Annotated in this window: 19 protein-coding genes; 9 read left to right on the plus strand and 10 right to left on the minus strand. The window is 60.9% G+C overall.

Annotated features, from left to right (window positions below):
* The first annotated feature begins 33 nt into the window (after positions 1-33).
* The 5 genes from hypB to VGC33_RS04210 are packed head-to-tail and all read left to right on the plus strand — an operon-like array spanning position 34 to position 6,101.
* Positions 34-1,209: a hydrogenase nickel incorporation protein HypB gene (gene hypB / locus VGC33_RS04190; protein ID WP_331119366.1), complete on the plus strand. Its 1,176-nt coding sequence runs from the start codon at positions 34-36 to the stop codon at positions 1,207-1,209.
* Complete coding sequence (locus VGC33_RS04195; RefSeq protein ID WP_331119368.1) at positions 1,200-1,493, plus strand: HypC/HybG/HupF family hydrogenase formation chaperone; 294 nt, start codon at positions 1,200-1,202, stop codon at positions 1,491-1,493. The genes hypB and VGC33_RS04195 overlap by 10 nt, the downstream gene beginning before the upstream one ends.
* Positions 1,480-2,595: a hydrogenase formation protein HypD gene (gene hypD, locus VGC33_RS04200; protein ID WP_331119370.1), complete on the plus strand. Its 1,116-nt coding sequence runs from the start codon at positions 1,480-1,482 to the stop codon at positions 2,593-2,595. The genes VGC33_RS04195 and hypD overlap by 14 nt, the downstream gene beginning before the upstream one ends.
* Complete coding sequence (hypE, locus tag VGC33_RS04205; RefSeq protein WP_331119372.1) at positions 2,592-3,605, plus strand: hydrogenase expression/formation protein HypE; 1,014 nt, start codon at positions 2,592-2,594, stop codon at positions 3,603-3,605. The genes hypD and hypE overlap by 4 nt, the downstream gene beginning before the upstream one ends.
* A 12-nt stretch (positions 3,606-3,617) precedes the next feature.
* Positions 3,618-6,101, plus strand: a complete 2,484-nt coding sequence (locus VGC33_RS04210) for a carbamoyltransferase HypF (protein ID WP_331119374.1) — start codon at positions 3,618-3,620, stop codon at positions 6,099-6,101.
* On the opposite strand, the gene VGC33_RS04215 is transcribed toward VGC33_RS04210, so the two are convergent.
* The gene (locus VGC33_RS04215) at positions 6,093-7,088 is read right to left on the minus strand and encodes a LysR family transcriptional regulator (protein WP_331119376.1); all 996 of its coding nucleotides are present in this window, start codon (positions 7,086-7,088) and stop codon (positions 6,093-6,095) included. The genes VGC33_RS04210 and VGC33_RS04215 overlap by 9 nt on opposite strands.
* A gap of 332 nt (positions 7,089-7,420) precedes the next feature.
* Here VGC33_RS04215 and VGC33_RS04220 point away from each other — a divergent pair, with 332 nt between their 5' ends.
* Positions 7,421-8,680, plus strand: a complete 1,260-nt coding sequence (locus VGC33_RS04220) for an MFS transporter (RefSeq protein ID WP_331119378.1) — start codon at positions 7,421-7,423, stop codon at positions 8,678-8,680.
* A gap of 32 nt (positions 8,681-8,712) precedes the next feature.
* Here VGC33_RS04220 and VGC33_RS04225 read toward each other — a convergent pair whose 3' ends face one another.
* Genes VGC33_RS04225 through VGC33_RS04245 form a run of 5 tightly spaced genes read right to left on the minus strand, consistent with a single transcriptional unit; the run spans position 8,713 to position 14,434 of the window.
* The gene (locus VGC33_RS04225) at positions 8,713-9,819 is read right to left on the minus strand and encodes an ABC transporter permease (RefSeq protein WP_331119380.1); all 1,107 of its coding nucleotides are present in this window, start codon (positions 9,817-9,819) and stop codon (positions 8,713-8,715) included.
* Positions 9,820-9,828: 9 nt separating this feature from the next.
* Positions 9,829-10,971 (minus strand): ABC transporter permease, encoded by a 1,143-nt coding sequence (locus VGC33_RS04230; protein ID WP_331119382.1) that lies wholly within the window; start codon positions 10,969-10,971, stop codon positions 9,829-9,831.
* Entirely contained in the window at positions 10,958-12,700 is a 1,743-nt protein-coding gene (locus VGC33_RS04235) for an ATP-binding cassette domain-containing protein (RefSeq protein WP_414636886.1), read from the minus strand. The genes VGC33_RS04230 and VGC33_RS04235 overlap by 14 nt, the downstream gene beginning before the upstream one ends.
* Positions 12,690-13,727, minus strand: a complete 1,038-nt coding sequence (gene hlyD / locus VGC33_RS04240; protein ID WP_331119386.1) for a secretion protein HlyD — start codon at positions 13,725-13,727, stop codon at positions 12,690-12,692. Before hlyD ends, VGC33_RS04235 begins: the two co-directional genes overlap by 11 nt.
* Positions 13,724-14,434 (minus strand): CerR family C-terminal domain-containing protein, encoded by a 711-nt coding sequence (locus tag VGC33_RS04245; protein ID WP_331119388.1) that lies wholly within the window; start codon positions 14,432-14,434, stop codon positions 13,724-13,726. Before VGC33_RS04245 ends, hlyD begins: the two co-directional genes overlap by 4 nt.
* Positions 14,435-14,749: 315 nt before the next feature.
* On the opposite strand from VGC33_RS04245, the gene bhsA reads away from it, so the two are divergent.
* The gene (gene bhsA, locus VGC33_RS04250; RefSeq protein ID WP_331119390.1) at positions 14,750-15,007 is read left to right on the plus strand and encodes a multiple stress resistance protein BhsA; all 258 of its coding nucleotides are present in this window, start codon (positions 14,750-14,752) and stop codon (positions 15,005-15,007) included.
* Positions 15,008-15,070: 63 nt separating this feature from the next.
* On the opposite strand, the gene VGC33_RS04255 is transcribed toward bhsA, so the two are convergent.
* The 4 genes from VGC33_RS04255 to VGC33_RS04270 all read right to left on the minus strand — a co-directional run bounded on the left by VGC33_RS04255 (position 15,071) and on the right by VGC33_RS04270 (position 19,795).
* Positions 15,071-16,141, minus strand: coding sequence for a porin (locus VGC33_RS04255; RefSeq protein WP_331119392.1), 1,071 nt, complete (start codon positions 16,139-16,141; stop codon positions 15,071-15,073).
* Positions 16,142-17,025: 884 nt separating this feature from the next.
* Positions 17,026-17,862 (minus strand): ABC transporter permease, encoded by an 837-nt coding sequence (locus tag VGC33_RS04260; protein WP_331119394.1) that lies wholly within the window; start codon positions 17,860-17,862, stop codon positions 17,026-17,028.
* Positions 17,846-18,769 (minus strand): quaternary amine ABC transporter ATP-binding protein, encoded by a 924-nt coding sequence (locus tag VGC33_RS04265; RefSeq protein WP_331119396.1) that lies wholly within the window; start codon positions 18,767-18,769, stop codon positions 17,846-17,848. The genes VGC33_RS04260 and VGC33_RS04265 overlap by 17 nt, the downstream gene beginning before the upstream one ends.
* Positions 18,770-18,847: 78 nt before the next feature.
* The gene (locus tag VGC33_RS04270) at positions 18,848-19,795 is read right to left on the minus strand and encodes a choline sulfate utilization transcriptional regulator (RefSeq protein WP_331119398.1); all 948 of its coding nucleotides are present in this window, start codon (positions 19,793-19,795) and stop codon (positions 18,848-18,850) included.
* A 106-nt stretch (positions 19,796-19,901) separates the two neighbouring features.
* Between VGC33_RS04270 and betC the strand changes: the two genes are divergently transcribed.
* Both betC and choX read left to right on the plus strand, forming a co-directional pair.
* The gene (gene betC / locus VGC33_RS04275; RefSeq protein ID WP_331119400.1) at positions 19,902-21,437 is read left to right on the plus strand and encodes a choline-sulfatase; all 1,536 of its coding nucleotides are present in this window, start codon (positions 19,902-19,904) and stop codon (positions 21,435-21,437) included.
* A gap of 23 nt (positions 21,438-21,460) precedes the next feature.
* The gene (gene choX / locus VGC33_RS04280) at positions 21,461-22,408 is read left to right on the plus strand and encodes a choline ABC transporter substrate-binding protein (RefSeq protein WP_331119402.1); all 948 of its coding nucleotides are present in this window, start codon (positions 21,461-21,463) and stop codon (positions 22,406-22,408) included.
* Positions 22,409-22,437 lie beyond the last annotated feature (29 nt).

The following is a 22,437-nucleotide window of genomic DNA, read 5'->3' on the forward strand; positions in this document are numbered from 1 at the left end:
ACTGGACTTATTCCAGAGGTTAGGAGACTTGCCATGTGCAGTACCTGCGGTTGCGCCAAAGGCGAACGTCATATTGAAGGCGACGAGGATTATCATGATCATAACCACCCTCATGATGACCACGGCCATGCCGAACATAGCCATGCCCATGGCGATCACGGCCATGCCGAACACAGCCATGCCCATGGCGATCACGGCCATAGCCACGCTCGCCATGACGCCGCCCATGCCGACGCGCCGGGGCTGCGGCGTATCAGCCTGGGCGGGGCCGGCGCCGCGCCCGCGACGGTAATCCACCATCACTATCACGGCGACGTGCATAATCATTATTACAACCTGGCGCCGGGGCAAACGCCGCCGTCACCGGCCGCCGGATATCACATCGATCCCGGCGACCGGCATGAGGTTTATCACGCCGGAGACACCGACGGTACGGCGTTCCACCCGCAGTCAAGCCCACAAGGCTTGCTCGATTACGGCCAAGGCCCGGCGGGCAACCATGCCCCCGGTCTTAGCCAGCGCCGCATGGTGGAAATTGAGATTGACGTGCTGGATAAAAACAACCGGCTGGCGGCGCGCAACCGGACGCAATTTCAGACACGGCATATCCTGGCGCTGAACCTGGTCTCAAGCCCCGGCTCGGGCAAAACCACCCTGCTGACCGAAACGCTGCTGCGGCTGCGGGACCGGGTAAGCTGCGCGGTCATCGAGGGCGATCAGCAAACCACCAACGACGCCGAACGCATCCGCGCCACCGGCGCCCCGGCCATCCAGGTCAACACCGGCAAAGGCTGCCATCTCGACGCGCAAATGATCCATGACGCCTTCCAGCGTCTGGCGCCGCCGGATAACAGCCTGTTGTTTATCGAAAACGTCGGCAACCTGGTGTGCCCGGCCGGTTTTGATCTGGGCGAACATCTGAAAGTGGTGGTGCTGTCGGTCACCGAAGGGGAGGACAAGCCGCTGAAGTATCCCCATATGTTCGCCGCCGCCGGGCTGATGATCCTCAATAAAACCGATTTACTGCCTTGGGTGCGGTTTGATGTCGATACCTGTATCGCCAACGCCCGCCGGGTTAATCCGGCGATTGCGGTGCTGATGGTGTCGGCCACCACCGGCGAGGGCATGGAGGCCTGGATGGGCTGGCTGAATGAACAGCTGGCCGGGGGCCGGGCCGGTGTGGGCGCGGAGGAGCAGCCATGTGCATAGGCATCCCCGGCCAGGTCATCGCGCTTGCCAACGACAGCCCGGGCAACGCCTGGGTCGATGTGTGCGGGGTCAAACGCCAGGTTAACGTGCGGCTGGTCTGCGCCGACGCGGCCGCCATGGCCGCGCTTCCCGGCCAATGGATCCTGGTGCATGTCGGGTTCGCCATGAGCCTGCTTGACGAGCACGAAGCCAGGGAAACCCTGGCGGCGCTCCAGGCGATGGGCGAGGTCGAGCCGGACGTCGGTTATTTCCTGCGCGGAGGCGAGGCCGATGCGGTTCGTTGACGAATACCGCAGGCCCGAGCTGGTGCGCGGCCTGGTCGCCCGCATCGCCGAGCGTATGCCCGCTACCGGCTTTACCCAGGCCCGGCCCCTGCAAATCATGGAGGTGTGCGGCGGCCATACCCACGCCATTTTTAAATTCGGCCTCGACCAGCTGTTGCCGCCGTCGCTGGAATTTATCCACGGACCGGGATGTCCGGTCTGCGTGCTGCCGGCCGGGCGCATCGACGCCTGTCTGGAAATCGCCCGGTGGCCCGAAGTCATTTTTTGCACCTTCGGCGACGCCATGCGCGTGCCCGGCCGCAACGGATCGCTGCTGACCGCCCGCCAGCAAGGCGCCGATGTGCGCATGGTCTGGTCGCCGCTTGACGCGCTGGCCATTGCCAGGGCGCATCCCGACCGGCAGGTGGTGTTTTTCGGCATCGGTTTTGAAACCACCATGCCCGCCACCGCCGTTACCCTGCAACAGGCGCGCGCCGAGGGGGTGGAAAACTTTTTCCTGTTTTGCCAGCACATCACCCTGATGCCGACGCTGAAAAGCCTGCTGGCGCAGCCTGATGTGCGCATCGACGGTTTTATCGCCCCCGGCCATGTCAGCATGGTGATAGGCGAACAGCCGTTTGCCTACATCAGCGATGTCTGCCATAAGCCGGTGGTGGTTACCGGCTTTGAACCGGGGGATATCCTGCAGGGCCTGCTGATGCTGATCGAACAGTACGCCGAGGGACGCTGCACGGTGGAAAACCAATACCGGCGCGTGGTGCCGGGGCAGGGTAACGACCTGGCGCAGCGCGCCATGGATGAGGTGTTTATCACCGCGGGCGCCAGCGAATGGCGCGGACTGGGGGTTATCGATGATTCCCGCGTCAGCCTGCGTCCGGACTGGATGCCGTTTGACGCGGAGCTGCGCTTTCATCCCGCGCAGCAGCCCGTGGCGGATGACCCGCGCGCTTGCTGCGGCGCGGTGCTGACCGGACGCTGCAAGCCGGCGGACTGCCCGCTGTTTGGCGGCGTCTGCACGCCGGAAAACGCCTTCGGCGCGCTGATGGTGTCATCGGAGGGGGCTTGCGCCGCCTGGTATCAATATCGTCGGAGTGAGGCATGAACAAACAGATTACGCTGGCGCACGGCAACGGCGGCGGCGCCATGCAGGCGCTGATAAGCGGGGTATTTCTCAGCGCATTCGATAACCCGCTGTTGTGCACCGGGGAAGATCAGGCCCGCCTGCAACTGAGCGAAATGACCGCCCTGGGCGACCGGCTGGCGTTTACCACCGACAGCTATGTGGTTGATCCGCTGTTTTTCCCCGGCGGCGATATCGGCAAGCTGGCGGTATGCGGCACCGCCAACGATCTGGCGGTCAGCGGCGCCACCCCGCGCTGGCTCTCGTGCGGTTTTATCCTGGAGGAAGGACTCGCCCTGGAGACCCTGGAACGGGTGGTCCGCTCCATGGCCGTCACCGCGCGCGACGCCGGTATCCAGATAGTGACCGGCGACACCAAGGTGGTGCCGCGCGGCGCGGTGGATAAACTGTTTATCAATACCGCCGGCCTGGGCGTTATCCCAACCGGCATCGACTGGGGCGCCGCCCGCATCCGCGCCGGCGATAGCATCCTGGTCAGCGGCACGCTGGGGGATCATGGCGCCACTATCCTTAACCTGCGCGAACATCTCGGCATGGAGGCGGATCTGGTCAGCGACTGCGCGGTGCTGGCGCCGCTTATCGCCGCCCTGCGCGATATCAGCGGCGTGCGCGCGCTGCGCGACGCCACGCGCGGCGGCGTGACCGCCATCCTGCATGAATTCGCCCGCGGCGGCCGGTGCGGCATGAGCATTGACGAGTCGGCGCTGCCGGTCAAAAATACCGTGCGCGGCCTGTGCGAACTGCTGGGGCTGGAACCGCTGAATTTCGCCAATGAAGGCAAACTGGTACTGGTGGTGGACGCGGCGGCGGAGCAGCAGGCGCTGCAAGCGCTGCGCGCGCATCCGCTGGGACGCGACGCCGCGGTTATCGGCAAGGTGAGCGATGATAAACAGGTGCGGCTGCGCGGGCTTTACGGCGTCAGCCGCTTGCTTGATTTGCCGCACGACGAACCGCTGCCGAGGATTTGCTAAGCGGAGAAGACGATGGCTCACAACGGCATACTGCTACGCATTACCGGTAAGGTTCAGGGGGTAGGGTTCCGGCCGGCGGTTTGGCGTGTGGCCCACCGCCTGGGACTGACCGGCGACGTCGGCAATAACGCCGACGGCGTCGAGGTGCGCCTGTGGGGCGACGACGCCGGCCGGTTTATCGCACAGCTGCGCCGGGACTGCCCCAGGCTTGCGGCCATCGACAGTATTGAAATTCTGCCCTGGCAGTGGCTGCGCCGGCCGCGGTCCTTTACCATCATCGCCAGCCGTGACGGCGCCATGAAAACCCAGGTGGTGCCGGACGCGGCCACCTGCGTCGACTGCCTGGCCGAGCTGCGTGATCCCGCCAACCGCCGTTTTGGCTACCCGTTTATAAACTGTACCCACTGCGGTCCGCGATTTACCCTGATCCGCCGCATGCCTTACGATCGGCCCAATACCGCCATGGATGCCTTTCCCCAATGCCCTGATTGCCTGGCCGAATATCAAAACCCCGCCGATCGCCGTTTTCACGCCCAGCCGAACGCCTGCCCCGTCTGCGGTCCGCGGGTTTGGCTGGCGGACAGCCACGGCGGGCGGCTGGCCGCCGCGGATGACGCCATTACCGAAGCGGCGCGCAGGCTGCTTGCCGGAGACATTGTGGCGGTGAAAGGTTTGGGCGGTTTTCACCTGGCCTGCGACGCCACCAACGCGGCGGCGGTGGCGCGGCTGCGCGCGCGTAAACGGCGGCCGTCAAAACCGCTGGCGGTGATGATGCCGGACAGCGACTGGCTGCGTCGCTGCCTCGGTCACGTCGAGCCGGCGCTGGTGACGCTGCTGCAATCCGCCGCCGCGCCCATTGTGCTGGCGCCGCTGCCGGCCGGCTCGCCGGCGAATGCGATCATCGCCGCCGCCGACGCGGGCCTTCCCGTCGGGCTTGCCGCTGCCGGCGCGCCGAGCGACCCGTCTTCCGGCCCCGGCGGCCCGTCTCCCGCCGGGATAGCGTCCGGGGATTCGCTTACGCTGTGCGCCGGCATAGCGCCGGGGCTGCATGAAATCGGCGTGATGCTGCCGGCCAATCCGCTGCAGCATCTGTTGCTGCGCCGGGCAGGACGGCCGCTGGTGATGACCTCCGGCAATCTTAACGGCCGGCCGCCGGCGCTGGATAACCAGCAGGCTCTGGAGGAACTGGCCGCCATCGCCGACGTCTGGCTGCTGCACGACCGCGATATCGTCCAACGCGCCGACGACTCCCTGGTGCGTCTCGCCGACGGGGGCGTGGAGATGCTGCGCCGTTCCCGTGGCTATGCGCCCGACGCCATCGCGTTGCCCGCAGGGTTTGCCCAGGCGCCGGCCATACTGGCCATGGGGGCGGATTTGAAAAACGTCTTCTGCCTGCTGCGCGACGGACAGGCGGTGCTTAGCCAGCATCTGGGGGATCTGGCGGATGCAGGCATCCAGCGCCAGCGGCAACAGGCGCTGACGCTGTTTAACGCCATCTGGGATTTCACCCCCGAGGCGGTGGCGGTGGACGCGCATCCGGGCTATCTCGGCCGACATTGGGGTGAGGCGCTGGCGACGGAGCGAAGGGTGCCCGTCATGACGGTCCTGCATCATCACGCCCATTTGGCGGCCTGCCTGGGAGAACACGGCTGGCCGCTCGACGGCGGGCCGGTGATCGGGCTGGCCCTGGACGGGCTGGGCTACGGCGCTACGCGTCGGGACGGCGTCATGGAGGAGGGCGTCCTCTGGGGGGGGGAATGCCTGATGGCGGACTATCACCGTTGCCAATGGATAGGCGGCCTGCCCGCCGTCGCCCTGCCGGGCGGCGATGTGGCGGCGCGCCAGCCCTGGCGCAACCTGCTGGCGCAGTGGCTGCGCTTTGTGCCCGAATGGCGCGATCTGCCCGAAGCCGCGAATATCCCGACGGGCGCGGGCGAGCTGCTGGCCAGAGCGGTGGCGCGCGGGATCAACTCACCCGCGGCCTCCTCCACCGGGCGGTTATTTGACGCGGTGGCGGCGGCGCTTGGGCTGTGCGCCGGCGAAACCAGCTGGGAAGGGGAGGCGGCCTGCCGGCTCGAAGCGCTGGCGTGGCGTGGCGCCGGGCTGATGGATGATCCGGCGGTTCAGCCGCCGGGCGCCACGGCACAGCCGGCGGTAATGCTCCCGGTGTCGATACCGCTGCTGGATGACCGGCTGGATATGGCGACCTTCTGGCGGCAATGGCTGGCCTGGCGCGCCGGCCCGGCCGAACGGGCCTATGGCTTCCACCTGGCCCTGGCGCGCGGATTCGCCGCCATGGCGCGCCAGGCGGCGACGCGCCATGGCATCAACACCCTGGTCCTGTCCGGCGGCGTGCTGCATAACCGGTTGTTTCACACCATGCTGGCGCGGGAACTGCACGGCCTGCGCGTGCTGTCACCCGCCCGGCTGCCGGCCGGCGACGGCGGGCTGGCGCTGGGCCAGGCGCTGATCGCCGCCGCGCGCCTGCTAGGCTGAATTATTCCGGCGAGCGGCTATCGCCGACCCGCGCGGGCGGGCCGTGGCCGGATTTTCCTTCGGCGCGCCGTCAAACAGGGCAAGATATTCGCGCTGCAAAGCCTCGCAGCCGGGCTTCAGCCGCTCGTACAGCAGGCGTACCGCCGGCGAAAATTGCCGCCGGTGCGGACAGATAAGATGTAACGGCACAAGATCGCCGCCATAGGCTTTTAGCACCACCTCAAGCCTGCCGGCGCGCACATCATGGCACACATCCAGCCAGGACTTATAGGCGATCCCCTCGCCGGCAATGGCCAGACGGCGTACCACTTCCGCGTCGTCGCTGGTCAGGCCGCCGCTTACGCCTACCGCCTGCGGTTTCCCATCCGGATAAAATCGCCACTTGTCATACACGCGGCCGCGCAGCACAAACGTCAGACAATCATGCCCGGCCAGATCGGCGGGAATTGTCGGGCGGCCGCGGCGCGCCAGATACGCCGGCGACGCCACTACCACCCGGCGGTTTTCCGCCGCCAGCGGCAGCGCGACATAACTGGCGTCGTCCATAATGCCGTAACGGAAGGCCACATCCACCGGATCCTTGAACACGTCGGCCACCTGATCGGATAAATAGAGCCGTACCTGTAAATGGGGATGATCCTGGCGAAACCCGGTGATCCAGGGCAACAATACATTACGTCCCAAATCGGACGGGGCGGCGATTTGCAGCAGCCCGTGCAGGCCGGCCGGTTCCTGATGCAGCCGATCCTGGCCTTCGCGCAGATTGCGCAACGCCTCGCAGGCAAAGGGCAGGTACTGTTCCCCTTCGGCCGTCAGGCGCAGGCTGCGGGTGGACCGGGCGAACAAACGGATGTTCAGCTCCCGCTCCAGGCGTTTGATCGCCGCGCTGACCTGGCCCGGCAGTAAATCCACTTCCCGCGCCGCGTTCGAAAAGCTGCCCAGCGCCGCCGAACGGACAAACAACGCCAGATCGTCAATCCTTACCATGTCGCATACCCATAACGGGGCCGGCCGCGCGACGTCAATCGCGGGCCGGGAATAAACCATGGCGGCAGTATAACGCTGAATAGGGCACGGCAGGGTGGACTAAATGCGCCCGCCGGCAATCACTGTTTACATAATCTTGACAAATGATACAAATCCACAATAACAGTAAGACTATCACGTGCTATAAACAAATAGTTAACAATTTAAAAACATATCATTCCGCTCTATTCTCATCCGGGTAGCGGGGGAAATCCCCGGCGGCATACCCAGGCCTGGCTTATTTTTCCGGCGCCACCGAGACGGTGACCCCTTTAAAGATAGGACACTGACTTATGTTTAACTGGACCTCTACACAACGCAACGTGGCCTTTGCCTGCTTTGCCTGCTGGATGCTGGACGCGTTCGATTTTTTTATCCTGGTGTTTGTGCTAAGCGATCTGGCCACCTGGTTTAAAACCGACATTTCCAGCGTGTCCCTTTCGATCATGCTCACCCTGGCGGTACGACCGCTGGGGGCCCTGCTGTTTGGCCGCCTGGCGGAGAAATATGGCCGCCGGCCGATTTTGATGATAAACGTGCTGATGTTCTCGCTGTTTGAACTGCTCTCGGCCTGGTCGCCGACGCTGGCGTTCTTTATTGCCTTCCGGGTGATCTATGGCGTGGCGATGGGCGGCATCTGGGGCGTGGCCTCGTCGCTGGCGATGGAAACCATCCCCGACCGATCCCGCGGCCTGATGTCGGGCATCTTCCAGGCGGGATATCCGGCCGGATACCTGCTGGCCGCCATTGTGTTCGGCCTGTTTTTCGAGAGCGTCGGCTGGCGCGGCATGTTCCTGATTGGCGCGCTGCCGGTGCTGCTGCTGCCCTATATCTATTTTAAGGTGCCGGAATCGCCGGTATGGCTGGCGGCCCGGGAACGCAAGGAGAGCGTGGCGCTGCTGCCCATCATCCGCACCCATTGGAAACTGTGTCTCTATATGGTGGTGCTGATGGCCTGTTTCAACTTTTTCAGCCACGGCACCCAGGACCTCTATCCCACCTTCCTGAAAGTGCAGCACGGTTTTGATCCCCACACCGTCAGCATCATCGCCATTGGCTACAATATCGCCGCGATGCTGGGCGGCATCTGTTTTGGTTCCCTGTCGGAAAAAATAGGCCGCAAAAAAGCGATGATCATCGCCTCGCTGCTGGCCCTGCCGGTGCTGCCGCTTTGGGCGTTCGCCAGCGGGTCGGTGATGATCGGCCTGGGCGCGTTCCTGATGCAGTTTATGGTGCAGGGCGCCTGGGGCGTGGTGCCTACCTACCTGACGGAGCTGGTGCCCGCCAATTCACGGGCGGTGCTGCCGGGGTTTGTCTACCAGCTCGGCAACCTGATTGCCTCGGTGAACGCCACGCTGCAATCCCGCATCGCCGAGGCGCACGGCAATAACTATGGCCTGGCCATGGCCCTGGTGGCGGGTACCGTGGCGATCCTTATCAGTCTTCTGGTCAGCTTCGGGCGCGAAACGCAGGGTAAAACCATCTCCGGTTATGATAACGGCGAGCGTTCGTCAAGCCGCGCGGTAAAATCCGCCTCCGGCGCGGCCAAATAGGCGCGGCCGGTGTTAACGCCCGCCCGCCGCGCTCAGGCAATCTTGCGGCGGAACAGCCAGTAGGCTCCGCTGCCGGTGGTGGCGGTAATCACCAGCAGCGGCCACAGGCTATGCCAGATAACGGCGAAATCAGCATCCTTAAGGTAAATTTCCTTGGTGATATCGGTAAAATGCCGCACCGGGTTTATCCAGGTCAGGGTTTGCAGCCACGGCGGCATGTTCTCCACCGGCGCAACATAACCCGACAGCAGGATCGCCGGCATGATAAACACGAATACGCCGATAAACGCCTGCTGCTGCGTCGAGCAAAGCGAGGAGATCAACAGGCCGAAGCCCACCAGCGACAGTCCGTAGATAAGCATGGCGCCGTAAAACAGCGGCAGCGAGCCGGCAAAGGGAATGCGGTAGCCCAAAATACCGATAATCAGCACAATAGATGCCTGGACGCTGGCCACCACCAGCGCCGGCACCGCCTTGCCGATAAAGATCTGCCCGGTGGTCAGCGGCGAGACCAGCAACTGATCCAGGGTGCCTTGTTCCCGTTCCCGGGCGACCGACAGCGAGGTGACGATCAGCACGCCGATGGTGACGATCAAGGCAATCAGCGATGGCACCACAAACCATTTATAATCCAGGTTGGGGTTATACCAGTTGCGTATCACCAGTTCGCTGTTATTGGGTTTTGCCTGCCGCGCCGTCAGCTCCAACTGGTAATCGTGGATAACCTGCTGGATATAATTGGCCGCGATCTGCGCGCTGTTGGAGTTGCGACCGTCCAATAGCAACTGTAGCGGCGCCGGCGCGCCGGCGGCCAGATTGCGGGAGAATTGCGCCGGAAAACGCACCACCAGCAGGGCGCGCTGGTTATCTAAAGTGCCTTGAATCTCGCCGGGGTTGCGCAGCCATACCACTGAGGAAAAGGCCTTGGCCCTGGCGAAGCGCTGGGCCAGCTCCACCGAGGCCTGGCCGCTGTCCTCGCTGTACACGGCGATGGTGGCATGGGTCACCTCAAGCGTCGCGGCGAAAGGAAACAACAGCACCTGCATAATCACCGGCACGATCAGGATCGCCCGCGTTTGCGGCTCGCGCAGCAGCGACTGTAGCTCTTTAACGATCAGTGTCCATAAGCGAAAGAACATCAGGGTTCCTTAATCCAGCCTGCGTTTGGTTTTCCAGGCGGTCAGGCCGATAAATCCCACGGCGGACGCCACCAGGAACAGGGTATTCATCACTAAAATCCCGCCGATATCGCCCGCCAGGAACAGGCTTTGCAGCGTGCCGACAAAATAACGCGCCGGGATGATATACGTCACCGCGCGCACCGCGGCCGGCATGCTGTCTATCTGGAAAATAAAACCGGACAACATTACGGCGGGCAGGAACGCCGCGTTAAGCGCCACCATCGCGGCGTTGAACTGGTTGCGGGTCAGGGTGGAAATCAACAGCCCCATCCCCAGGGTGCTGGCGAGAAACAGGCTGCTGATGCCGAACAGCAGCCAAAGCGAACCGCGAAACGGCACGCCCATAACAAATACCGCCACCGCCATGCACAATGCCATCGCTCCCATGCCCAGCACATAATAGGGCAACAGTTTGGACAGCAGCAGCTCGCTTCGCCTGACCTGGGTGGACAGCAGCGCCTCCATGGTGCCGCGTTCCCACTCGCGCGCAATCACCAGCGAGGTCAGGATGGCGCCGATCACCGTCATGATAATGGTGATGGCGCCGGGAATAATGAAATGCCGGCTTATCGCCGCCGGATTAAACCAATAGCGCACCTTGACGTCGATAAGCTGATGGAAAGCGCGGCCGCGATCCAAAGCGCGCTGCTGCTGCCAGATTTGCCAGATGCCCTGGGCATAGCCTTGTACGAAATTGGCGGTATTGGGCTCGGCGCCGTCGGTAATCACCTGAATGGGGGCGCGATTGCCGGGACGGTCCATGTTGACGTCGAAATCGGCCGGGATCACGATAAGCCCGCGGATTTTACCCGCCTGCATCAGCGCCACCAGCCGCCGGCGATTATCGCTGATGGTCGGGGCGATATAGGGCGAGCCGGCGAAGGCCTGGGCCAGATCGCGGGCGTCGGCGCTGTGCTGCTCCATCAGAATGCCCACGTGCAGGCGGCTGGAATCCAGGTTGATGCCGTAGCCGAAGATAAACAGCAGCATCAGGGGAATGACAAAGGCAATCAGGCCGCTGCTGGGATCGCGCAGGATCTGGCGCGTCTCCTTGTCGCACAGGGCGCGCAGCCTGAGCCATGAGAAGCCGGTATCGTCATGTCGCGCCATTGCCGCCGTCCTTGTCAAAGTCCTGTACCAGCCGGATAAACGCCTGTTCCATGGTGGGGTTGGGCCGCTCCCGGTCCGCCGTGCGCTGTTTCAGCTCGTCCGGCGTGCCGCTGGCTATCAGCTTGCCGTGATACACCAGGCCGATCCGGTCGCAATATTCCGCTTCATCCATAAAATGGGTGGTGACCATCACGGTGACGCCTTTTTCCACCATACCGTTGATATGCAGCCAGAACTCGCGCCGGGTGAGGGGGTCGACGCCGGAGGTGGGCTCATCGAGAAACAGAATATCCGGCTCGTGCATCAGCGAGCACGCCAGGGCGAGGCGCTGCTTAAACCCCAGCGGCAGCGCGTCGGGCGTCTGGTGTAAGATCGGGCCGAACTCGAACGCCTCGCTCATCTGCGCTATTTTCTGGCGCTGGCGCTGGCCGCGCAATCCATAAACACCCGAAAAAAAACGCAGGTTCTGCGCCACGGTCAGATTGCCGTAAAGGGAAAATTTTTGCGCCATATAGCCCAGGCGCTGGCGGGCTTTGCCGGAGCCGGTTTTCAAATCGATCCCCAGCACCAGGGCCTGGCCCCCGGTTGGGTTAAGCAGGCCGCACATCATTTTAAAGGTGGTGGACTTACCGGCGCCGTTTGGCCCCAGCAGGCCAAAAATTTCCCCGCGGGTGACCTGGAAATCCACGTTATCGGTGGCGGTAAAATCCCCGAATCTCTTGGTCAGTCCCCGGGCCTCGATCACTGTTTCCTGCCGGCTGCCCGTCAACTGCGGCATGATGTCCGCCAGCGCCTGTTTGGCGGCCGGGCCGCCGCCGAGCAAATCGATAAAAGCGTCCTCGAAACGCGGCGCCGTTTCCGCGATATCCGCATCGGGCAAACCGAGCGCCCGGCCCAGCCACGCCCGGTCGGCGTCTTTTCTCAGGATCAGGCGCACGGCTTTGCCCTGGATCACGCCGTCGCTGACGCCCTCCAGGCGCAGCGCGCGCCGCAGCAGCCGGCGATTGGTGCCGGCGGCGTCATGGGCCAGCCAGGTGCGCCCGGCCATCGTCGCCGTTAACGTTTTGGGCGCGCCGCTGTAGATCAGTTTCCCTTCGTTCATCAGCAGCACGTCGCGGCACTGCTCCGCTTCGTCCAGGTAGGAGGTGCTCCACAGGATAAGCATCCCGTCGTCGGCCAGTTCATGCACCATACGCCACAGTTCGCGGCGGGAAATGGGATCCACGCCGACCCCCGGCTCGTCGAGCAGCAGTACCTTGGGCTGGCCTATCAGCGTGCAGGCCAGCCCAAGCTTTTGTTTCATTCCCCCGGACAGCTTGCCGGCCGGCCGGGCGGTAAAGGGCGCCAGGTCGGTAAAGGCCAGCAGGCGCCCGAACGTTTGCCGGCTCGTTTCGCCGGTAATGCCGCGCAGGCTGGCGTACAGCGTCAGGTTTTCCATCACCGTCAGGTCTTCATACAGGCCGAACTTCTGCGGCATGTAGCCCAGGATGGCGTGCAGCCGGGCGTCGTCGGCCACCGGATCCAGCCCCGCCACCCGCATGGAGCCCCGGCTTGGCGTCAGCAGACCGGCCAGCATGCGCAGCAGCGTGGTCTTTCCCGCGCCGTCCGGGCCGACCAGTCCGGTGACCCCGCCGCTCGACAAGGTGATGGTCAGGCTTTCGACCGCCGGTTTCGCCAGGGACGCAAAGCGCTTCTCCAGCGCATCCAGCACAATCAGGTTAGCGGGCATGAACGTCATCGCCGGCGGGCCGGGCCGAGGGCCGCTCCCGGCCGTCGGCGAAATCCAGGGTCACCGGCATGCCCTGGCGCAACCGGTCGTCGGCATCGGTGACGATAATGCGCAGGCGATACACCAAATCGGTGCGCAGCTCCGGCGTCTCTACGTTTTTGGGCGTAAATTCCGCCGTCGGCGAGACAAAACCGATTTTGCCATGATAGGTTTTTTCCGGCAGGCCGTCGGCGCGGATGATAATCCGGGTGCCCGGCACCGCCTGGTTCAGGTTAGGTTCATCGACATAGGCGCGTACCCACACCGGCCGCGTCAGCGAAAGGGTAAACACGGTGTCGCCGGCGCCAAGCATGCCGCCGGCCTCCTGCGCCCGGGTCAGGATGGTGCCGCCCGATGGCGCCGTCAGCATGGTATCGGTCACATCCAGCGCGGCCTGGTCACGCGCCGCCTGCGCCCGGGCCAGACTCGCCCCGGCGGAGGCTATTTCCTGCGGCCGGTTGCCGGCCAGGTACTGCTGCAGCTTATCCCTGGCCGCCTGCAGATTGGCTTTGGCCTGGTTGCTGGCGGTGAGCGCATCCTCCAGCCGATCGGCGGAAATCGCCCGTTTGGCCCAGGCGCCCTGCTGGCGATGATAAAAACTGTCGGCATAGTCAAACGCCGCCTGTAGCTGCGCCAACTGCGATCGCACCTGGGCGATTTCCTCATCGCGGTAGCCGGAGCGGGTTAAATCCAGCTTGGCCCTGGCGCTATCGACATCGGCCTGGGCCTGCGCCAGGGCGTTGCGATACGGCGCGTCGTCCAGTTTCGCCAGCACCTGGCCGGCATGGACCTCGTCGCCCTCGTCCACCGCCAGCTGCGCCAAGCGGCCGCCGACGCGAAAGCCAAGGTTGACGCTGCGGATATCCACATTGCCATACAGCGTCAGCGGCCGGTTTTGCTGGCGGTGATAATAGAGGGCGCCATAGAGCGCCGCGCCCAGCAGCGCGATGATAATGATGACGACCACGGCGCTCTTTTTATGCTTCATGATGTTTGCCCGTTGTGCCGGCAAGTCGTGCCGGCCTGTTCGGCCCGCAAGCCATAAAGAAACCAGTCGATATGCAGGGTCAATACCTGATTGATCTGGGCGACCTGCGCCGGACCCAGCTCGCGCCATCCGGTGCGCAGCAGAATGGTTTCCCGCGCCAGCCGGAACGCCAGCACCTCGCCCAGCAGGGCATGGGTATGAACGATGGTGCCTAACGCCTGCGGGTCGCAGCCGGTAAAACCGGCCACCAGCCGGGTGATGCGCTGATGCATCGGCGCAATCGCCTGCTGGTGTATAACGGCGTAGGCGCCGGTGGGGGACAGCTGTTCCCGCGAGATGATTTTACTGATATTCATGGTCTCGCCGCGGGCCAGCAGCCCGCTCATGGTCAGCAGGGACTCATGCAGATAGCGCCGGCACAGACCGGCATCCACCTCAGGCCGCGCCAGCAGCGCATCAATCTGTTCCGCCTGGGCATGCAGGGACTGCGTGATAAAATCCGCGATCCACTGCGCGACCGCCAGGTACAGCCCTTCCTTGGAACCAAAATAATAAAAAATAGCGGCGATATTTTGCCCGGATAGCTGGGCGATTTCGCGGGTGGTCGCGGTCTGCGGCCCCTTTTCGCCAAATAAGCTGATGCCGGCGGCAATCAGCTGGGCTTTGGCCTGTTCGCCGCGCGCGGTGGGAGCGGAAGAGGAGGGCATGGTGTCTCCGATAAAATAAGTCAAACGTTTGATTAACTTTACGCTCCGATCCGCCAGCTGTAAAGGGGCGCGGCCGGCGCGTTGCCGATCCAGGTGGGCAGGACGGGCGGGGTGGAGAACGTTTCTTGACGCAGGAAACAACCAGACACAGCGGTGTGAACAAATTCATCGGTCTTTACAGTACTTTAGGTAATTAGTTAATGATTGATAAAATAATACTTGATCTCCGTCACCAAGGTGTCTATCATTTACTTATCGAACGTTAACAAATTAACGTCCTGTCCAATAACGCATCAGACCATGAGAAGAGACATTATGAAAAACCTGACACTCGCCATCGCAGCCATCGTTCTCAGCACCGTTTCCGTCGGCACCTTTGCCGCCCAGGAAGTCACCAGCCGTCCCGCCGGTGAACATTCCTTTGGCGTGGTATCGTCATCCACCACCAGCAACCTGACCGATCTGGAATCCCAGCTGGCCGCCAAGGCCGCCGCCGCCAACGCCACCTCTTACCGCATTATCGGGGCCGGTGGCAACGACACCATGCGCGGCAGCGCCGAGCTGTATAAATAAGCCTGAGCTCATATCCAGCAAAAAAAAAGCGGCCTATTGGCCGCTTTTTTCGTCTGGGAAATATTAGAACTGATAAGTCAAGCCCAGGCCGACCTGGTCATCGTTGGCGATGCCCAGTTTGTTGTCATCGCTAAGACGGTTGATTTTATAATCAACATACGCATTGATGTTTTTATTGAAGAAATAGGTCAGGGACGCGTCATAGTATTTAACCAGATCAACATCGCCGATGCCTTCAACATCGCTTGCCTTGGACTGGAAGTAACCGAACATCGGTTTCAGGCCAAAATCAAACAGGTAAGACGCAATGGCTTCCACATTCTTGGTTTTGTTGGCATAACCGCCGGTGATCGGGGTGTAGTTATGCGTTTCGCCGTACAACGCGCCGAAATAAACGCCGGAATGGTCATACTTCACGCCGCCCGCCCAGACATCGGCTTTGTCGCCGTCGCCAAGCGCCAGATTGTTCTGCGGCTGGGTACGGTTGGATGAAGCATAGGTGCCGAGTACCGACAGGCCGAAATCAAAGGTATAAGACGCTGACGCGCCGTAACCGTCGCCGTTGGACTTGTTGGCGGCACGGCTATTATTGGAGTTTTCGTCGTTGGCGCCCTGGTATTGCAAGCCAAACTTCAGGCCGTCAACCAGGCCGAAGAAGTTATTGTTGCGATAAGTGGCCACGCCTGAGGTACGGCCGCCCATAAACACGTCGGCGGCGCTGTAGGTCAGGTCATCGAAGATTGGCGCGGTATCGGTGATTGCCGCGACATCATAAGCGATGCCCCAGTTGCGGCCGTAATCGATTGAGCCGTAATCCTTCAGTTTCAAGCCGGCGAAGCCCAGACGGGTTTTGGTGCCGGTCAGCGCGTCGGTGCCGCCTTCGGTATGGTTGGCCTGGACATTGTATTCCCATTGGCCGTAACCGGTCAGGGCATCGTTAATCTGGGTCTGACCTTTGAAACCAAACCGCATGTAGCTTTGGTCGCCGTCAATAGTTTTGTTGTCGCTAAAGTAGTGACGGGCGCGGACGCTACCATACAGGTCCAACTTGTTGCCATCTTTGTTATAAATTTCCGCGGCATGCAGAGCTGGGGCAATCAATGTGGCTAAAACGGCCAATGCTATCTTCTTCATTCCTGTTTTTCCTTACCAAATACTCTCGTGTTTATAAAATAGGACTCAGCCTTTTGATGGTTGATGTCCTGAGCTAACCAGCATTTATAATGTAAAAATAAAAGCTCAGAGAACGCGCACTGTTTAAATAAGATATTACTCCGTGGTCTGATTGCGCAGGATAGTAGCAGCAAAATCTACACTTAGATTGTGAACTTTTCATTAAAGTTGGAATCTACTATCCTGTGGCGCTCCAAACCGCGGTACGTACATTAACTTGTCATACAGATTTAAAATTTGAGAGCCATCACAAAACCCCTCTTTTTTTTAAGGGGTTAAGCCGGCGCTGTCATCCGCCTGGCACCCGATCCAACGCCCTACGCCGCTTAAGTCAAATCGGCGCAGGCTAACGCCGTTGCCGCCTGCGCCATCACAATGCCGCCGATGACAGGCAGCAAAAATGATCAATTGGTATAATACTTTTCTCACCAAACCTTGACCGCTCATGGCAATACATCACAATAAGTCATTGCTCCCCGCAAAATCGCCGGTATCCATATAACAATTGTCAAGATATTATTTATCATTTATTTAACAATTATTTTGGCCTCAGGTCAGTAGCAAAACTTATCGGCAAAACAGCGTGGTTAATTTAACTTATGCTAAATTTACCCGGCGATCCGTTTTCACTCTCCGCCTTAGGCCACCTACTTTGCATTATCATGACAAAATAAACAAAGTGTTTTTTTCGATATAGATATTCGCCTGGAAAGCATAATAGCCATTTCCCAGGCGTAAAGCCTGGGCATATCCACTATAAATAACTGTTAATCCGCCCAACAAAAATAAGTAAAAAAACACACAATAGTTAATGCACTAATAATAACTATGATTAGCAATACGCTTTAACGCTTCGCTCCGGGTTGGCGAACCAGGCTGGCCGAGAGCCTGTCCAGCAACATGGCCATCAGCACCACCGCCAAACCGCTCTGCAGCCCAAGGCCGATATCCAATTGCTGGATGCTGGTTAATACGTCGTTGCCAAGCCCGCCGGCGCCGACCATGGAGGCGATTATCACCATTGACATCGCCATCATGATCGTTTGATTTACCCCGGCCATAATGGAGGGCAGCGCGTTGGGCAACTGCACCTTCCATAATAGCTGCCGGCGGGTGCAGCCAAACGCCAGTCCGGCTTCCACCAGGTTTTTATCCACCTGGCGGATACCCAAATCGGTTAAACGCACCACCGGCGGCATGGCGAACAGCACGGTGGCGAAGATCCCCGGCGGCCGGCCGAGGCCAAACAGGATCGTGGCGGGGATCAGGTAGACAAACGCGGGCATGGTTTGCATAAAGTCCAGCATCGGGCGGACTATTTGGCCCGCCCTTGGCCGCCGGGAGATCATAATGCCCAGCGGGATACCGGCCAGCAGGCTGAACAAGGTAGACGACAGGGTGAGCGCAAGCGTTACCACGGCGTGTTCGCTATAGCCGCTGTAGATAATGAAAAGCATCGCCGCGGCGCTGAACAACGCGTATCCCTTGCCGACGCGCCACAGGCTCAATCCCACCGCGATGGCGGCCAGACCCCAGGGCGAAAGCCAGCCCAGGCCCCGTTCAAGGGTGCCGGCGACGGTGTCGATCGCCAGGGCGACGGCATCAAAAAATACGCCGCCGTGATCCAGCAGGTAACGTACGCCCGCGTCTATCTGCGCGCTGAAATCAACGGTTCCGGTCATGGGGTTGCTCCCGGGGCGGCGTGAGCTGGCCGCTGAACGCGCCGGCATAATCTTCGGCCAGTACAAACCGCGAGGTATCGACGCCGGCGAAAAAACGGCGTACGTAAGCATTGGCCGGCGCATTGACAATCTGCTCGGCGGTGCCTGTCTGGATCACCCGGCCCTGCTGCATAATGGCGATGCGGTTGCCGATACGCAGCGCCTCTTCGATGTCGTGGGTAACAAAAATGACCGTACGCCGCTGGCTGGCTTGCAGACGCAGCAGGAGTTCCTGCATCTCTCGCCGGTTAATGGGATCGAGCGCGGAAAACGCCTCATCCATCAGCAGCAGCGTGGGATTGACCACCAGCGCGCGCGCCAGGCCGACCCGTTGCTGCATGCCGCCGGACAGTTGGTGCGGAAGCTGTCCCGCCACCTGCTCCAGGCCCACCTGCGCCAATACCGCCAACGCTTGTTTATGGCGCTGCGCCGTGCCGATGCCGGCCAGCTCCAGCCCGAAGGCGGCGTTATCCAATACGCTGCGCCTGGGCAGCAGGGCGAAAGACTGGAACACCATGCCCATTTCATGCCGGCGCAGCTGGATAAGCGCGGCTGCCGACAACCCCGACAGCGGCTGCCCGCTAAAAAACACCTCGCCGGCGCTGGGTATAATCAGGCGATTGAGGGTGCGCAACAGGGTGGATTTGCCGGAGCCGGATAAGCCGACGATGACAAAAATTTCGCCGCGATAAATCTCAAGCGTAATATTGTTTAACGCCACCGAGCAGCCATATTGGGTAAATAATTCGGCAGGGTCCGCGCCCTGGCGTAAACGCGTCAAGGCCTGTTGTTCACCTTCGCCGAATATTTTATACAGCCCGTCAATTTTTATTAGCGTTTTATTCATCGGGTTTTGAATTTTTGCCATCTGCTAACCATAAGCACAGGCTATAAGAAAAAAGAACGGCGTAATAAACTATTATCGTATGAGTTATAACTAAATGGTTTAAACCTTCTCACCATAATTAATATTATTTTCCGAGTGCTGTTTGAAACTGAAAGATTCACTGATTAACCATTTTTTAACTTTTTGGTAAAGCAGGATGTTATTTGCCCGTTCCGGTTGGATTAAATAATAACCGCGACCGGTTTTTAATTGCGGTCCGCAGACCACCAGTTCGCCATTATCAAGGAATTGATCCACCAGCGGTTTCCAGCCCAAGGCCACGCCCTGGTTTTTCAGCGCCGCCTGGATCACCAGCGAATAGGCATTGAAGGTCAATGAGGTCACGCCGTCATCCGGTTCCAGGCCCTGGCCGCGAAACCAATCGTGCCAGCTCAGCCAGCGGCGCGGCAGGGTTTCGGGCAAGTTGAGCAATGGCAGGGGCAGCAGGTCCAGAGCCGCGCCCGGCCTGGCGTGTTGTTGAAAAAACCACGGGCTGCATACCGGTACCACCAGTTCGGGAAACAGCATATCGCTGCGGCAACCGGGGATCTGGCCGTCGCCAAAGGAGATGCCCAGGTGGGCGCTGCTGTCACGCAGGGAGAACTCGTTGGGCGAGGTGGATATCTGGACATCGACGTTCGGGATCAGCTGTTGCAATTGGTCCAGGCGCGGCAGCAGCCAATAGCTGGCAAAGCCCATATCCGTATCGATACGCAGCACATCCCGTTGTTTTTTAAGCTGGATCCTTTCAATTTGCTGGCTGATTTCCTGCAGGCTGGCGCGCACGATCTGGTAGAGCTGTTCGCCGGGGTCGGTGAGGGCCACGCCGCGGTGACGCCGTTCAAACAGCTTGGCGCCCAATTGATTTTCCAGCAAATTGATACGCTGGCTGACCGCCGGCTGCGACGAGCCCAGTTCCTTTGAGGCGGCGGTAAAATTAAGATGACGCGCCGCCGCCTCGAAAACAGCCAGCGCCTGTAGCGGCGGCAGCCGAAAATGGTTTGCCATAATGTCCCCTTATAGGTCGATAAGTTATTAACCGGTTCACAGCAAAATATATTTGTGCGATAAAAATAACATTGAGCTGTATATTTATTTAAAGCGAAATTTAACTATGCTTAGCAAAAAACCGAATATCGTTATTCTGATGGCGGATCAGCTTGCCGCCGGCGCGCTATCAGCCTATGGAAATAATGTCAGCAAAACGCCAAATATAGACAAACTGGCGCGCGAGGGCGTGGTATTTAACTCCGCATATTGCAATAGCCCATTATGCGCGCCCTCGCGCGCGTCGCTGATGACCGGCCAGTTAATTTCCCGTAACGGCGTCTATGATAATGCGGCGGAATTTCGCGCCGAAAGTCCGACGTTTTGCCATTATTTGCGTCAGGAGGGCTACCGAACCTACCTGGCCGGCAAAATGCATTTTTGCGGGCCGGATCAGCTGCATGGTTTTGACGAGCGGCTGACCACCGATATCTATCCGGCGGATTTCGGCTGGACGCCGGACTGGCGCCATCCTGAACGGCGACTGGACTGGTTTCACAATATGAGTTCGGTACTGGACGCGGGCGAATGTATCCGCACCAATCAGCTGGATTTTGATGATGAGGCTCTGTTCCACACCCGGCAAAAGCTGTTCGACCTGGCCCGGCGCAACGACGACCGGCCTTTCCTGCTGATGATGTCGCTTACCCATCCCCACGATCCCTTCGCTATTCCGCGCCGTTACCTGGACCGCTATCGCGCGCAGGATATCGATCTGCCCAGGGTGGCGGCGGGAGATGCGCCGCCCGATGCGCATTCGCGGCGGCTGCGCGCCATGTACCAACTGACCGACGGGCTGCTGGACGACGACCAGATCCGCCGGGCGCGCCATGCCTATTACGGCGCCCTGGCCTATGTCGACGATCGGTTCGGCGAGGTGCGCGACACCCTTGACGCCACCGGTCTGGCCGACGATACCATTATTATCCTGATTTCCGATCATGGCGAAATGCTCGGCGAGCGCGGCCTGTGGTACAAAATGAACTTTTTTGAAGGGGCGTCGCGCGTGCCGATGATTATCCACGCCCCCGGGCGCTTTGCGCCGCGGCGCGTTGAGCAAAGCGTGTCGCTGGCCGACCTGCTTCCCACCTTGCGCGAGCTGGCGACCGGCCGGCCGTTAACCGAGGATGAACAGGCCGCGCCCCTGGACGGCCGCAGCCTGGTGCCTCATCTGCGCGGCGAGACGGGTCCGGATGGTGTGTACGCTGAGTATCTGGCGGAAGGGGCGCTGGCGCCGATGGTGATGATCCGGCGCGGACCCTGGAAATTCATCGCGTCCCTGGGCGAACCCGATTTGCTCTATGATGTGCGCCAGGATCCCAGGGAACTGGTCAATCTGGCGTTGTCCCCGGCGTTTGCGCCGCAGTTGCTGCAGTTCCAGCGCGAAGCGCGGGCGCGCTGGAACCTTTCCGACCTGAACCGGCACATATTGACCAGCCAGCGCGCCCGGCTGTTCCTTACCCGGGCGCTGGGGCGGAGCGGCGCCCCCGACTGGGATTATCAACCCTGGCAGGACGCCAGCCACCGTTTTATCCGTAATCACCAATCCCTGGACGAGCAGGAGGCGCTGGCGCGCTATCCGCGCCCGCCTTCAACGCTCTGAAACCGTTACCTATGAGGAAAATTATGCGCGTGCACGCCGCTGTTATTGCTTTGGGGCTATCGCTTGCGATGGGCCTGCCGATCCAAACCCGGGCCGCCGGGGCGGCCGATTGCGAAACGGTAAAAATGTCCGATCCCGGCTGGTCCGATATCGCCGCCACCAACGCGGTCGCCGGCGTAGTGCTGCAGGGCCTGGGTTACCGCCAGCAGGTGCAAAACCTCTCGGTGGCCCTGGCTTACCAGGGATTGAAAACCGGGCAGTTGGACGTATTCCTCGGCAACTGGATGCCGGCGCAACAGCCGGTGATTGAAAAATTCACCCGCGACGGCGCGGTCAAGGTGCTGGGCGCCAACCTGAGCAGCGCCAAATTCACCCTGGCGGTGCCGGACTATGTGGCGCAGGCCGGGGTAAAGGACTTTGCCGATCTGGAAAAATATGCCGACCGCTTCGATCATAAAATATACGGTATTGCCCCCGGCGCGCCCGCCAACCAGAATATCAAAAACATGCTGGATAAACATGATTACAACCTGACCGGCTGGACGCTGGTGGAATCGAGCGAAAGCGGCATGCTGGCCCAGGTCGGCCGCGCGGTGGGCAAACAGCAGTGGATAGTGTTCCTCGGCTGGGAGCCGCACGCCATGAATACCCATTATAAGCTGACCTACCTGAGCGGCGGCGATCGTTATTTCGGGCCAAACTACGGCAGCGCCACGGTGAATACCGTCACGCGCCGCGACTTTAGCGCCCAATGCCCCAACACCGGCCGATTGTTTAGCCAGTTGGCGTTTAACGTCGATTTGGAAAACCGGATAATCAAACGGGTGCTGGATGATAAACAGACCGCCAATGAGGCGGCGGCGGCGGAGCTTCAACAGCATCCCGAACTGCTGGAGCGCTGGCTGGACGGCGTGACCACCCTGCAGGGCAGGCCGGGATTGGCCGCCGTGCGGCAATCGCTGAAAATTTAGCCGTCGGTGCGGCGCCCGTCGGGAATGTC

This window comes from Acerihabitans sp. (genome assembly GCF_036398755.1).
Taxonomy (GTDB): domain Bacteria; phylum Pseudomonadota; class Gammaproteobacteria; order Enterobacterales; family Enterobacteriaceae; genus Acerihabitans.

What these genes read in the sequence shown, in the direction of transcription:
- VGC33_RS04210 (WP_331119374.1), top strand. Translation starts at nt 3,618, where the DNA reads ATGGCTCACAACGGCATACTGCTACGCATTACCGGTAAGGTTCAGGGG.
- VGC33_RS04270 (WP_331119398.1), bottom strand. Translation starts at nt 19,795, where the DNA reads ATGGCAAACCATTTTCGGCTGCCGCCGCTACAGGCGCTGGCTGTTTTC.
- VGC33_RS04215 (WP_331119376.1), bottom strand. Translation starts at nt 7,088, where the DNA reads ATGGTAAGGATTGACGATCTGGCGTTGTTTGTCCGTTCGGCGGCGCTG.
- VGC33_RS04260 (WP_331119394.1), bottom strand. Translation starts at nt 17,862, where the DNA reads ATGACCGGAACCGTTGATTTCAGCGCGCAGATAGACGCGGGCGTACGT.
- VGC33_RS04255 (WP_331119392.1), bottom strand. Translation starts at nt 16,141, where the DNA reads ATGAAGAAGATAGCATTGGCCGTTTTAGCCACATTGATTGCCCCAGCT.
- VGC33_RS04245 (WP_331119388.1), bottom strand. Translation starts at nt 14,434, where the DNA reads ATGCCCTCCTCTTCCGCTCCCACCGCGCGCGGCGAACAGGCCAAAGCC.
- VGC33_RS04220 (WP_331119378.1), top strand. Translation starts at nt 7,421, where the DNA reads ATGTTTAACTGGACCTCTACACAACGCAACGTGGCCTTTGCCTGCTTT.
- hypB (WP_331119366.1), top strand. Translation starts at nt 34, where the DNA reads ATGTGCAGTACCTGCGGTTGCGCCAAAGGCGAACGTCATATTGAAGGC.
- VGC33_RS04195 (WP_331119368.1), top strand. Translation starts at nt 1,200, where the DNA reads ATGTGCATAGGCATCCCCGGCCAGGTCATCGCGCTTGCCAACGACAGC.
- hlyD (WP_331119386.1), bottom strand. Translation starts at nt 13,727, where the DNA reads ATGAAGCATAAAAAGAGCGCCGTGGTCGTCATCATTATCATCGCGCTG.
- betC (WP_331119400.1), top strand. Translation starts at nt 19,902, where the DNA reads ATGCTTAGCAAAAAACCGAATATCGTTATTCTGATGGCGGATCAGCTT.
- hypE (WP_331119372.1), top strand. Translation starts at nt 2,592, where the DNA reads ATGAACAAACAGATTACGCTGGCGCACGGCAACGGCGGCGGCGCCATG.
- VGC33_RS04265 (WP_331119396.1), bottom strand. Translation starts at nt 18,769, where the DNA reads ATGGCAAAAATTCAAAACCCGATGAATAAAACGCTAATAAAAATTGAC.
- hypD (WP_331119370.1), top strand. Translation starts at nt 1,480, where the DNA reads ATGCGGTTCGTTGACGAATACCGCAGGCCCGAGCTGGTGCGCGGCCTG.
- bhsA (WP_331119390.1), top strand. Translation starts at nt 14,750, where the DNA reads ATGAAAAACCTGACACTCGCCATCGCAGCCATCGTTCTCAGCACCGTT.
- VGC33_RS04235 (WP_414636886.1), bottom strand. Translation starts at nt 12,700, where the DNA reads ATGCCCGCTAACCTGATTGTGCTGGATGCGCTGGAGAAGCGCTTTGCG.
- VGC33_RS04225 (WP_331119380.1), bottom strand. Translation starts at nt 9,819, where the DNA reads ATGTTCTTTCGCTTATGGACACTGATCGTTAAAGAGCTACAGTCGCTG.
- VGC33_RS04230 (WP_331119382.1), bottom strand. Translation starts at nt 10,971, where the DNA reads ATGGCGCGACATGACGATACCGGCTTCTCATGGCTCAGGCTGCGCGCC.
- choX (WP_331119402.1), top strand. Translation starts at nt 21,461, where the DNA reads ATGCGCGTGCACGCCGCTGTTATTGCTTTGGGGCTATCGCTTGCGATG.